This window comes from Mycobacterium sp. 852013-51886_SCH5428379 (assembly GCF_001665575.1).
Taxonomy (GTDB): Bacteria; Actinomycetota; Actinomycetes; order Mycobacteriales; family Mycobacteriaceae; genus Mycobacterium.
The window spans coordinates 175,612-188,112 of record NZ_LZSU01000017.1 but is presented as its reverse complement, the minus strand read 5'-3'; the positions used below and the strand labels follow the sequence as shown (position 1 = coordinate 188,112).

Sequence of the window (12,501 nt, the reverse complement as noted above, 5' to 3'; positions counted from 1 at the left end):
TCCAGCGGCGTCGCGGCATAAGTACGTTGACCACAAGTACGGCTACTCGCCGGCGGGCGTGGCGTTGTCGAGTTCGATGGCGTCTCGTAGTTGAGCGCGGCGAGTGATGCCGAGCTTGGGGAAGATCTTGTACAGGTGCGCCGCAACCGTCCGATGTGAGATGTAGATTTGGTCGGCGATCTGGCGGTTGGTCAGTCCGGCCGCTGCGAGCCGTGCGATCTGTAATTCCTGCGGCGAGAGTTTGGTCGTGAGCACGTCGATTGCCGATGCCACGCCTGGCACCTGCACGCCGGCGGCGCGCAGTTCGCCTCGTGTGCGTTGAGCCCAGGGCGCTGCTCCGCGGTGTTCGAAAAATCTTAGTGCTGCGGCTAACTGGGTGCGTGCGTCGATGATGCGTCGTTGTCGTCGGAGCCATTCGCCGTAGCTCAACTGGGTGCGGGCGTACTCCAACGGCGCTTGGGCCTCGGCGTCCTCGATGTCCAGCGCGGCGTGGAAGTGGTGCTCTGCGTGCTGGTCCGTACCGGCGATCAAGGCCCGGCTGCGGTGTACCAGCATGACGATGTGTGGGGAACCCAGCGCGCTCGCCTCGGTGTCGATCTCGTCGACAAGCTGGCAGATCACTCGGGTGTGGCCACTGGCGACGGCGGCTTCGGTGAGGTCGGCGATAGCCCAGCGACGGGAACTGCGGTCACGGTTCATCTGCGAAAGTTCGGTGAAGGCGCGCTCGCTGTCGTGTGTGCTCAGAGCAAGCAGGCCACTGGCCCAGGCCAGGTCGTCGAGCCACAGTAGGGGAGTGTCGCTGGGCAGGTTCTGTTGCGCTGTCGCCAGTGACTGCTGAGCGGATTTGGTATCGCCCTGCCATGCTTGGATCCGCGCCAGCAGGGCGGCTGCAGCGCCCATGCTGAGCCCGAGATCCGCATCGGTGGCGATCCGGAATGCGTTGTGCGCGCTGACGGCGGCCTCGGTCAATTGCCCGGCGATGATCTGCGATCGCGCTGAGCCGCGCAGCGCCTCACACTCGATCGCGGGCGCACCTGTCCTTCGGGCCACCTTGATGGAACCGTCCCAGCATGACTGAGCGGTCGCCAGATCAGAAGCCGACTCGGCGGCCAACCCCATCGACATCAGCGCCGTCAGATCATCACTCAGGGCATCCTGCAATGTTGCGGCGCGGCAACGGAACTGGCGGGCATACTTGGTGTCCTCAAGGGTCGCCAAGGCCACTTCGACTGCCGGGTGGTCCAGGTGCTCGATTTGGTGCAGGCGCTCGGCGATCAGATCACGGTCACGTTCGTCGAGTCCGTGCATCCGACACTGCGCTGCCGCGGCGGCGAGCAGGCGGATATGGGTGTCCAACTCACCGTGGCTTCCCAACCGGTCCGCCAGCGCCACCAGATCCTCTACCGGCGGCGCCGTTACGCCGGTTGTGACGGCGAGGGTGAAGCGCGCGAACGCAAGATCGAACTGGTGCCCGAGATCAATGGCCAACGGCTCGGCCTCATCGAGGATGTCCATCGCTTCGGCGGTCAGCCCTGCCCGGTACGCGGGTTCGATTGCGCGGACGAGGCGGCGGATGCGATCGTTCGCCGACGGCGACAGCGCGGCCGCACGCCGCCATGCGCGTGCCGCTTCTGCATTGGCGCCACGAAGTTGTGCGGTCTGGGCCGCGGTTTCGAGGTCGGCGGCGACCCCCTCATCGGATCTATAGGCCGCCGCCGACCGGTGCCAGGCGGCTCTCATCGCATCGGTGGTCGCGTCGGCCAGCGCCTGGTGGAAGGCCGAGCGTTGCGTCAGAGGTATCGCCCGGTAGGCCACAGACCGGATCAGGGGATGGCGCACCTGGAGCGATCCGGCGACGACTGTGATCAGCCCGCACCGCTCGAGTGGATCCAGATCGGCATCTGACAGACCGACGTGCCGCGCCGCGTCGGCAAGTTCAGCCATTGCAGTATCTCCGCCGGCGGCGATCAGTCCCAGCATCCGGCGACTGGGTTCAGGAACGCCATCCAGTTGCTCCCGGAAAGCGCGTTCGATGCGACGCGTCGTCGGCAGAGGCGTCGGCGACGGGTTTCTCTGTTCCTCGCCGCCGGCCAACAGTGCCTTCGTGAGTTCGGCGATGGCCAACGGATTTCCCGCAGCTTCGGTCAAGACGCGCCGTTGGGTAAGCGCGCTGACCCCGTGCCCGTCGACACCGGCCAGCGCCTCCTCCATCAGGACGCGCGACGTCGCGATATCCAGTGCCTCCAACTGGAGGTGCGGCAACGACGAGAGTTGTGACGATTCCCCGTCGATGCGGGGCCTTGCGGCGCACAGCATCATCACCGGCGAGTTCGTGATGCGGCGCCCGATGAAGGTCACAACGTGCAGCGTGGAATCGTCGAGCCACTGCGCATCGTCGATCACGAGCAGCATGGGTCGGGTGGCCGCGGCCTCCTCGATCAGCCCGAGCGTCGCGACGCCGATCAGCAGCGGGTTGGGCACGCCGGCCTCAGCGAGGCCGAGGGCGGCCAGCAGGGTCGTCCGCTGGTGCTCTGGCAACGCGTCGGCGCTACTGAGAATCGGGTGCACCAATTCGTGCAGACCCGCGTAGCCCACCGTGGCCTGCGACTGCACCCCGGCACACGACAAGACGATGAACCCCTGGCGCTTCGCCCACCCTGTGGCAGCCGCCAGCAGGGTGGTCTTCCCGATCCCAGGCTCGCCTTCTACGACCAATGCACATCCGCGCTCTGCCAACGCGGTGGCGGCGGCGGTGATCGCCTCCAGCTCGTTGTCGCGGCCGATCACGTGCCGACGGTACCACCCTGGATTGGAGATGCCAACTCAGATAGGGTGTGGCGATGCGTACCGATCCGTGGTCCGACGATCCCTGTCCTATCGCGCGCGCTATGGCGGTCATCGGGCAGCGGTGGTCGATGCTGATCATTCGCGAAGCATTCCTCGGCAGAACCCGATTCTCGGAGTTCAAGGAGCAGTTAGGAATTGCCTCGGATATCCTCAGCGCCCGGCTGGCCGAACTTGTGTCGGCCGGCGTACTGGAGACCGTGGAATACCGCGAGCCGGGCGACCGCACCCGCAGCCGTTACGAGTTGACGCAATCCGGTCGCGACTTGGTCGTGGTCCTTGGAGCAATCGGCCAGTGGGGCTACAAACACGCAGACCGAAGCAAAGGCACGCCGTATCGATTCGTCGACAGCAATGGCGAGCCAGTCATCGCAGGCTTCCGGCACCGTGACGGTACCGCGGCGGCCAGCACGGATGTCCGCCTGGTCAGCGCCGCCGCGCCGATCTCGCAATGACAACACCCGGATCTACCTGCCGGCCGCACCCGCGACGTGACGCGACCTGCCACTGAAGCGAGCAAGTTCGCGCATTACCCGGCGCTGCAGCCGACACGAGTCCCGCTGAGCACGGCCTTTGCCGGGAAGTATCGCAACACGGGAAGAACGAACGACGGGAGGGCTATGGCCGCACGAGGCCGGTGTCCGTTAACGGCTGATTTGACGGCGTAATACAGCGAACTGCCGACCCGAGTGAGAAAAAAATCCTTATGCTCTCCTCCTCAATTGAGTTGGCAGACCGGGGCAGCTGCCCTGCGGTCAGCACGAACTGGCCGCATCAAGAGACCGGACAACAAGAAGAGCAGCCGAATGATCTGTTCCTACAATGGAATTGAGCAGTTACTGGTAACCCTGCATATTCGATCCCTGCATATTGTCCAAAATTACATCCGCCGGCGGGCTAGTAGCCGAGGGAGGAGCGGTGGCTGACGGGTAGGCGGGTGATGATTCATCTGATGAAATATGCAGTGGTTTAATTGACATAATGTGGCTTATCGGTAGTTCGGTGAGCAGCCACGTCGTGGCGAAGCGTCCGGTGCTACGCACCGGTGTTCGATCCGGAACTAGTTGCGAGTAATGCGGGAAACCCGAGAGCTATCCGACTTCTCGCCCTGCGTTCCAGAACTATCTGACAGTGCCACCCGCCCAGGTCGTTCACTATCCATGCCGGCGGCGGCCGCCTTGCTGATCGAATCTGCCGCGCTGAGCACGCGACGTCCGACCGCGCCGAGACGTCCGGCCACCGCCCTTTCGCCACCTACCACCGCTCGCCTCAATACGTCACTGTGACGAATAGTTCTGGGCCGCTCGGCTTCTCAACGGTGTCGAGCTACCAGGTTCGGTTGCGACCGCCGCCCGGGACGTGGATGCGCTTTCGAAGTCTGCGCCGCCGACGCGCGCGTTCTCAGCGCCCCCGTCAATGCAGTCGATCTATTGCGTCGTTCGGTTGAGGGTGTTGACGATCCTCCGCTCTGCGGCGGTGGGCGGTTGGCGATCAAATCATCACGTGATGAATTGGCACCGCCGAGAGGGTCGGGTACTGGCCCACGAACATGGTCGGCTCCGGTCCGACGGCCACGCGCTCGAGGCATTGACATTCACGCTCAGCGACATCGACTCGGTCACGGCGGCCCTCGGGATCGGTCACCGCGAGATCAACGTGCTCGACCGGGCGCTTATCCGATCCACCACCCGGACCAAGGTCGAGCGGATACCGCGCGGCGCATCCACCGCTGGGATGACGATGACAAGTGACTCCCGAGGAGACACCATGCGCGCTGCAGTCCTGACCGCTTACAACAGTCCGTTACAGATTCACGAACTCCCCGATCCCACGCCCGGTCCCGCAGAGGTCGTCGTTCGGGTCGAAGCAAGTGCGGTGAACCCGCTTGACACCAAGATCCGCCGTGGTGAGGGCGCACACGCGAAGATGGCACCACCGGCGGTGCTCGGTATCGACATGGCCGGCGTGGTTCACGCCGTCGGGGCCGTCGACCGGTTCCGGGTCGGTGACGAAGTGTTCGGCATGACCGGCGGCATCGGTGGCGTGCCAGGGTCGCTGGCCGAACTGATCGCCGTCGATCCCCGGTTGATCGCGCACAAACCCGCGGCATTGAGCATGGAAGAGGCTGCGGCCCGACCGCTGGGGTTCATCACGTCATGGGAAGGGCTCGTCGACCGCGCCGGCGTCCCCACCGGCCGGCAAGTGCTCATCCACGGGGGCGCAGGCGGGGTCGGTTTCCTCGCCGTGCAACTCGCCCTCGCGCGCGGCGCCCATGTCTTCGCCACGGGCGGCAATCCCGCCAGCCTCGAGACGATCCGTCAGACAGGAGCACCGCCATCGACTACACAAATCAAACCGTTGATCAATACGTCGAGGAATACACCGGCGGCGAAGGCTTCGACATCATCGTCGACAATGTCGGCGGTGCCGCATTGGATGCCTCGTTCACCGCCGTCAAGTGCTACACCGGTCACGTCGTCAGCGCGCTGGGCTGGGGCGCACACAGCCTGGCTCCCTTATCGTTCCGGGGCGCCACCTACTCTGGCGTGTTCACGCTATTGCCCTTGCTGACAGGACGCGGCCGCGAACACCATGGCCACATCCTCGCCCACGCCGCCGCTCTGGCTGACAGTGGACGGCTGATCCCGCGGCTGCATTCGACCGCCTTCCCCCTTGACGAGGTCAACGACGCCTACACACTGGTCGAGAACGGCACCTCCACTGGGAAGGTCATCGTGCTGCCGAACCTCTAGACAGCCCTGACGCCCCATCACCCGACACACGAAGAAGGGCTATCCGATGAAGTGGAACCAAATCGACACCGCCGTGGTATTCATCGATCCACAAAACGACGTCCTGAGTCCAACCGGAATCAATTGGGCAGCAACCGGAGCCAGTGTCACCGAGAACAACACCGTCGCACACATGCTCGCCATCTTCGAAGCCGCGCAAGCCTCGTCGTTCGGGATGTTCATCTCACCGCACTACTTCTACCCCACCGATCACCGCTGGCTGTTCAACGGTGCACTGGAAGCCGACGAACTGCGTACCCGCACCTTCGACCGACCAGGCCCACTGAACCTGGACGGCCTACTCGGCTCCGGCGCCGACTGGCTCGAGGAGTTCAAGCCCTACATCGAGGACCCACGCACTGTCGTCGTCAGTCCGCACAAGGTGTTCGGATCACAGACCAACGACCTCGTCCTGCAACTCCGGAAACGACGCATCAACAAAGTTCTTCTGGGCGGAATGCTCGCCAACATGTGCGTCGAATCGCACCTCCGCGACCTTCTCGAACAAGGCTTCGAAGTCTATGTCGTCCGCGACGCCATTGCGGGGCCCCGCCACCCCGAATGGGGTGACGGCTACCAGGCCGCGCTCGTCAACTATGCCTTCCTCGCCCACGGAGTCGTCTGGACCGACGATGTCGTCGACGCGATGCGCGCAGCGACGCCGCCGGCAAGCAACACTGGCACTCGATGACACTGCTCACCACTCCGTTCGGGTTCACCTCGACCGCCGCCGAGGTCCTTGCAGGCCTCGACCTCGCCGGACGCCGCGCCATCGTCACCGGCGCCACCTCCGGCATCGGCGTGGAGACAGCGCGCGCCCTGGCAGCGGCCGGCGCTACCGTCGTCCTTGGCGCCCGCAGGCTCGATGCCGGCCGTCGGATCGCCGCCCAGATTGCGGTGTCCACGGGAAACGACGCGGTCATACCGGCCCTCCTCGACGTCGCCGATCCCACGTCTATCCGCAACTTCGCCGACCGATTTGCATCCGAACCGGTTCATATGTTGATCAACAACGCCGGCATCATGGCGCTGCCGGAATTGACCCGAACTCCGGAGGGACGCGAGCTACAGTTCGCCACCAACTATCTCGGCCATTTCGCCCTGACACTGTTGCTCTACCCCGCGCTGAGCTCCGCCGGTGGAGCGCGTGTCGTATCGGTCAGCTCCAGTGGACATTTGTTCTCACCCGTGGTTTTCGATGACCTCGACTATCAGTTCAGGCCATACGATCCCTGGACGGCGTACGGACAGTCCAAGACAGCCGATGTGCTCCTCGCGGTCGGTGTGACCGAACACTGGGGAGGCGATCTGATTTTCGGCAACGCGCTCAATCCGGGTGCGATCGCGACCAACCTACAGAAGCACACCGGTGGCTTGCAGACCCCCGTCGACCGCCGCAAGACCGTCGAGCAGGGGGCGGCAACCTCAGTACTTTTGGCGGCGTCACCGCTGCTCGAAGGAATCGGTGGTCGCTACTTCGAAGACTGCAACGAAGCACCGGTCGTCGCGAAGCGACCGAACGACTTCAGCGGAGGCGTTGCTCCGTACGCCCTTGACCGCAACAATGCTGCACGCCTGTGGGACATCGGACTTACGTTGCTGGACTGAAGGAATCGTCGCATCCCGCGTCACACGGAGCGGCCGACTCCGCGCGCACCCTATAAACCCCAGCTGGAACTGGTCCGGTCGAGATGTTCAAATGAACGTCGAGCGAACCTTTGATATGAAATCTGGACACAATCGTCGGCGACGGCCGAAATCAGGCCTTCGGCGAAATCGATTGGGCTGTGGCCTACGCCGACGAGCTACATCCGATCGGGACGGTGCGGCCCAGCGCTCGGTGGCGGCCAGGTGATCGTTTCGCCGCTCTCATGGACGCCCCACCTGCGCTTGGCGGGCTTGCGCATGTTTGGGTGCGAATCGGACACCGGGGTGATCGCCACCGAGACCCATACCGCCGTGAGCGTCGACGCGGCCACCGCAGCCACAACCGTCGATGTCGTGAGGATCGGGCTCGCCGAGCCAGTCCGTGACCACCAGAACGCGCCGACGCCCGCGACCGTCGACACCCCGGACAAGTAAGCCGCCGCGACGCACCACCGGAACCGGCGACGCCACAACGACGTGATCGAACAGAGCGCGGCGCCGAAGCCCAGCGTGGCTGCTGCCAGAGGCAAGCCCGCTCCTCCGACCCATGCGGTGGTCCCGGTGATGATCAGCACCGTGGTCGCCACCCACGCCGCGCGTCGTGCCCACAGCGGCAGATATACGTCGTCGAGGACCCGGTGTTCGATCTGTCTGAGGGTCGCCTCCACCGACTGGTCGCGCGACCGCAGACGGAACACGGGGCTCACCTCCTCGAGGAACTCCTGATGTCGAGGATAGTGGCGCTCACAAGCCGCCTACTCAGAGCTTCCCGTCGAGGTGGGCCGCATAGGCCGGCAGGTCCAGCTGGCCGTGCCCGGACAGCCCGATCACCACGACCTGCTCACGCGGGTCGTCGGCGACATGCTTGGCCGCCGCTGCGATGGCATGCGTCGACTCCGGCGCCGGCACGATGCCCTGGGTCCGCGCGAACTGCACCCCGGCGGCGAACGCGTCGAGCTGCGTGACCGCCACGCCCTCGACCAGACCGAGCTCAACGGTGTGGCTGAGCGCCGGCGCCATCCCGTGGTAGCGCAGCCCGCCGGCGTGGATCGGATCCGGCACGAAGTCCATCCCCAGCGTGTGCATCTTGAGCAACGGGGTCAACCCGGCCACGTCGCCATGGTCGTAGCGATATTCCCCTTCGGTGATCGACGGGCACGCGGCCGGCTCGGCGGCCACGACCCGCGGGTTCGACCGGCCGTGGATCTTCTCCCGCAGGAACGGGAAAGACAGCCCGGCGAGATTGGAACCGCCCCCGGCGCAACCGAATACGATGTCGGCGCCGTCCGGTTCCACCAACGCCAGCTGCGCGACGGCCTCCTGGCCGATGACGGTTTGATGCAGCACCACGTGGTTGAGCACGCTGCCGAGTGCGTAGCGGGCCTCGGGGTCGGCCGCGGCCACCTCGACCGCCTCGCTGACCGCCATGCCGAGGCTGCCGGTGGTGTTCGGATCCTTGGCCAGGATGGCGCGGCCCGACGCGGTGAGCGTCGACGGGCTCGAGTGCACCGTGCCGCCGTAGGTCCGCATCAGATGCCCGCGATAGGGCTTGGAATCGTAGGAGGCGCGGACCTGCCACACCTCGACCTCGAGGCCGAACTGCGCCCCCGCGAACGACAGCGCGCTCCCCCACTGTCCGGCGCCGGTCTCGGTGGTCAGCTTCCGGACGCCGTCGACGGAGTTGTAATACGCCTGCGCGACCGCGGAGTTCGTCTTGTGACTGCCCACCGGACTGACACCCTCGTACTTCACGTAGATGCGGGCCCCGGTGTTCAGCGCCTCCTCGAAGCGCCGCGCGCGGATCAGCGGCGCCGGACGCCACATCGTGTAGATCTCCCGCACCGGGTCGGGGATTTCGATGTACGTCTCGGTGGCCACCTCCTGCGCGATCAACCCGCTGGCGAACAGCGGCGCGAGGTCATCCGGGCCGACCGGTTCTTTGGTGCCGGGGTGCAGGTGGGGGGGTATCGGCTCGTCCAGCTCGGCCGCCAGGTTGTACCAGTGCGTCGGCACCTCGACGGTGACAAGGTCTGGATGGGTGGCGTCGAGCTGTCCGGTCATGCCGGACACCCTAACGGTCGCGTTTGCGCGGCTGAAAGTGCTCGTCAGGACGATGTCGCCGGGCCGTCGTCCCGCCGCGCACTCACGGCATTTCGATGGACCTGCGAACGGCCATTACACCTCCTTCGCCCCGATCAACGCTTCAGAGATCACACCGGTCGCCGTTCTCAGCGCGGGAACGGCGCGCGCGATCAAATCCTTGCCCATATGAGCCGACGGGCCGGAAATGCCGATCGCCATCGGAGTCGGAGCGCCCGGTACCGCCATTGCGACGGAGCGAACACCGATCTCGCACTCTTCATCGTCGATGGCGTAGCCGTCGGCGCGCACGCGCTCGACGTTCGCGAACACTGCGGAAAGGGTTGACGCGCTGTTGTCCGTCGGTGCCGGAAGTCCGGACTGCGTAACCAGTTTCAGAACCCGAGCATCGTCCAATTCAGCCAAGACGGCCTTGCCCACGCCCGACGTGTGCAGACCGACGCGCTTGCCGACCTCATTGTTGGCCCGCATCATCTGTGTAGACGGCACCTGCCCGGTGTAGATCACCATGTCACCGTCGAGCACCGCGAGACTCGCCGTCTCTGAAAGTTCATCGACCAGCGATTGCAGCACCGGACCGGCAACGGCGCCCAACTGGCGGTTCGCGACTTCGCCAAGTCGAATCAACCTGGGGCCCAGAGCGTACCGGCGGTTCGGAAGTTGGCGCACGTAGCCAAGGCCGACCAGCGTGCGCAACAGACGGTGGATCGTCGGCGGCGGCAACGGTGACTCTGCCGACAACTCCGTCAGCGAGCACTCCCCTCCCGCCCGTCCGATCAATTCCATCAGTTCGAATGCACGCTCGACCGACTGCACGCCGCCCGATCTCTCCGCCATACGTCTGCTCCTGGCTGCCGATGTGGATTCCATTCAACATCGCCAGAATTCATTCCACAATATGGAACTACGGAGATGGCTAGGCATCGAGACGTGTACTTTTCACAGCTCAGCCACTAAACTCCACAATGTGGAATTCTGTGTCCACGCTGTCGGCCAAAGAAGGGACCTACGTGTTGCGACGCCTCGACGATGCGGTGCTGGCCGACGTCGATCGGCGCCTGTCCGCCGCCGACGCACACCTGGCGACCCGATATCCCGGCGACGACGGCCGTCGCCAACCGGTCCATACGGTCTACATCCCGGGCAACCGATATTCGGCGACGATGCCCGCAGAGTGGGGATCCACCGCTCTGGAAGCTGCGAACGACGCTGGCGGACTCGACGCAGTTGCCGCACTCGTCGGTGCGAGTAGCGGAACCGACTGCGCACCCGAAACTCTGGCAACCCTCGTCGAGAACAAGCTGACCACCGAGCCGATCGAAGACCTCCGCATCGACTTCGAGGACGGCTACACCCCCTCGGATGGCACCTTTGACGACGCGACCGAGGATGCCGACGTCGCGCAGGCAACCGCCGCATTGCGGGTCGCGCTCGACGCCGGCACGTCCACACCGTTCGTCGGCACCCGGTTCAAGTGCTTCGAAGCCGGCACCCGTGCGCGCGGACTGCGCACACTCGACATGTTCGTCAGCGGACTCGTCGACTCCGGCGGCCTCCCCGACGGCCTCACTCTCACCCTCCCCAAGGTGACGTCCGTCGACCAGGTCGAGGCGATGGTCGGCGTCGCCGCAGCGCTCGAGGCGGCGAACGGACTGCCGACCGGCCGCATCCGCTTCGAGATCCAGATCGAAACACCGCAGGCGATTCTGGGCGCCGACGGCCGCGCACCGGTCGCCCAGTTCATCCACGTCGGCGGCGGCCGCGTCAGCTCGCTGCATTACGGGACCTACGATTACTCGGCGTCCCTCGGGATCGCGGCCGCCTACCAGTCGATGGAGCATCCGGCGGCCGATCACGCCAAGAACGTCATGCAGCTCGCCGTCGCAGGCACCGGTGTCCACATGTCCGACGGATCGACCAACATCCTCCCGGTCGGCGAACCCCACAACGTCGCCATGGCGTGGAAGCTGCATGCGCGCCTGGTCCGGCGTCACCTGGAACGCGGCATCTACCAGGGCTGGGACATGCACCCGGCTCAACTCGTCACCCGATACCTGGCGACCTACGCGTTCTACCGTGGCGCCTTCGCGCCGGCCGCCGCACGCTTGCGCAACTACGTCCACGAGCTCGACTCGACCGTCATGGACGAGCCGGCCACCGCCCGCGCACTCGCCAACGTGATCCGCCGCGGCAGCGTGTGCGGCGCCCTGACCGTCGACGAGATCGAGACAGCCGTCGATCTCCCCATATCCACCGTGCGCGACATCGCGCTCGGCCGCCCAACCAGGAGTGATCAGTGAGCACTGCGTCCTACTACACGCCCCGCGGCGGGCTGCCCCCGCAGACAGATCTGCTGACCGACCGCGCGATCGTCACCGAGGCCTACACGGTGATCCCCCGCGGCGTCCTCTCCGACATCGTCACCTCGGTATTCCCGGAGTGGACCGATACCCGCGCCTGGGTCATCAACCGACCGGTCGCCGGCGGTGCCACGACGTACTTCCAGGCGATCGTCGAGGTCAAGCCGGGCGGTGGTGCGCAGCGACCCGAGCCGCAACCCGAGGTGCAGAGCTTCCTGTTCGTCACCTCCGGTGCGCTCACCGTCGACGCGGCAGCCCAGTCGCAGGTGCTCACCGGGGGTGGGTTCGCCTACCTCCCGGCCGGTACCGACTGGTCGGCCCACAACAACGGCGATGCCGACGCGACGTTCGTGTGGATCCGCAAGCGTTACGAGGCCATCGAGGGCCATACCCCATCGGTGAAGTTCGGCAACGAGCAGGACATCGCCCCCTCAGCCATGCCGGGGACCGACGGCAAATGGCGCACGACACGCATGCTGGATCCGCAGGACCTGGCGTACGACATGCACGTCAACGTCGTCACCTTCGAGCCGGGCGCAACCATTCCCTTCGCCGAGACCCACGTGATGGAGCACGGCCTGTTGATGCTCGAAGGCAAGGCCGTGTATCACCTGAACGGCGACTGGGTTGAGGTCCAGGAAGGCGACTTCCTGTCCCTGCGCGCGTTCTGCCCGCAGGCCTGCTACGCGGGTGGACCGTCGAACTTCCGTTACCTGCTGTACAAGGACGTCAACCGCCAGATCATGCTCTGAGAGGCA

Annotated in this window: 10 protein-coding genes and 1 pseudogene; 7 read left to right on the top strand and 4 right to left on the bottom strand. The window is 65.4% G+C overall.

The window, feature by feature from the left end; all coding sequences use genetic code 11:
- Positions 1 to 42: 42 nt before the first annotated feature.
- Entirely contained in the window at positions 43 to 2,787 is a 2,745-nt protein-coding gene (locus tag A5757_RS06235) for an AAA family ATPase (RefSeq protein WP_082929338.1), read from the bottom strand.
- Between the two features lie 53 nt (positions 2,788 to 2,840).
- Between A5757_RS06235 and A5757_RS06230 the strand changes: the two genes are divergently transcribed.
- The 5 genes and pseudogenes from A5757_RS06230 to A5757_RS06215 all read left to right on the top strand — a co-directional run bounded on the left by A5757_RS06230 (position 2,841) and on the right by A5757_RS06215 (position 7,244).
- Positions 2,841 to 3,299, top strand: a complete 459-nt coding sequence (locus A5757_RS06230) for a helix-turn-helix domain-containing protein (RefSeq protein ID WP_066830397.1) — start codon at positions 2,841 to 2,843, stop codon at positions 3,297 to 3,299.
- 961 nt (positions 3,300 to 4,260) lie between these two features.
- Positions 4,261 to 4,803 (top strand): annotated as a pseudogene (locus tag A5757_RS24020) (hypothetical protein); the annotation flags it as partial.
- Between the two features lie 197 nt (positions 4,804 to 5,000).
- Positions 5,001 to 5,597: a zinc-binding dehydrogenase gene (locus A5757_RS23595; RefSeq protein WP_231983906.1), complete on the top strand. Its 597-nt coding sequence runs from the start codon at positions 5,001 to 5,003 to the stop codon at positions 5,595 to 5,597.
- A gap of 46 nt (positions 5,598 to 5,643) precedes the next feature.
- A complete protein-coding gene (locus A5757_RS06220) occupies positions 5,644 to 6,327 on the top strand; it encodes an isochorismatase family protein (protein WP_066830191.1) in 684 nt (227 codons plus the stop codon).
- Entirely contained in the window at positions 6,324 to 7,244 is a 921-nt protein-coding gene (locus tag A5757_RS06215; protein WP_066830187.1) for an SDR family NAD(P)-dependent oxidoreductase, read from the top strand. The genes A5757_RS06220 and A5757_RS06215 overlap by 4 nt, the downstream gene beginning before the upstream one ends.
- 197 nt (positions 7,245 to 7,441) lie before the next feature.
- Here A5757_RS06215 and A5757_RS06210 read toward each other — a convergent pair whose 3' ends face one another.
- From A5757_RS06210 to A5757_RS06200, 3 genes are all read right to left on the bottom strand, one after another.
- Complete coding sequence (locus A5757_RS06210) at positions 7,442 to 7,981, bottom strand: hypothetical protein (protein ID WP_066830184.1); 540 nt, start codon at positions 7,979 to 7,981, stop codon at positions 7,442 to 7,444.
- Between the two features lie 61 nt (positions 7,982 to 8,042).
- The gene (locus A5757_RS06205) at positions 8,043 to 9,344 is read right to left on the bottom strand and encodes a TrpB-like pyridoxal phosphate-dependent enzyme (protein WP_066830180.1); all 1,302 of its coding nucleotides are present in this window, start codon (positions 9,342 to 9,344) and stop codon (positions 8,043 to 8,045) included.
- Between the two features lie 114 nt (positions 9,345 to 9,458).
- Complete coding sequence (locus A5757_RS06200; protein ID WP_066830177.1) at positions 9,459 to 10,220, bottom strand: IclR family transcriptional regulator; 762 nt, start codon at positions 10,218 to 10,220, stop codon at positions 9,459 to 9,461.
- A gap of 173 nt (positions 10,221 to 10,393) precedes the next feature.
- Between A5757_RS06200 and A5757_RS06195 the strand changes: the two genes are divergently transcribed.
- On the top strand, positions 10,394 to 11,683 hold the full coding sequence (locus A5757_RS06195) for an aldolase/citrate lyase family protein (RefSeq protein WP_066830174.1): 1,290 nt from the start codon (positions 10,394 to 10,396) through the stop codon (positions 11,681 to 11,683).
- Complete coding sequence (locus A5757_RS06190) at positions 11,680 to 12,495, top strand: bifunctional allantoicase/(S)-ureidoglycine aminohydrolase (protein WP_066830172.1); 816 nt, start codon at positions 11,680 to 11,682, stop codon at positions 12,493 to 12,495. Before A5757_RS06195 ends, A5757_RS06190 begins: the two co-directional genes overlap by 4 nt.
- Positions 12,496 to 12,501 lie beyond the last annotated feature (6 nt).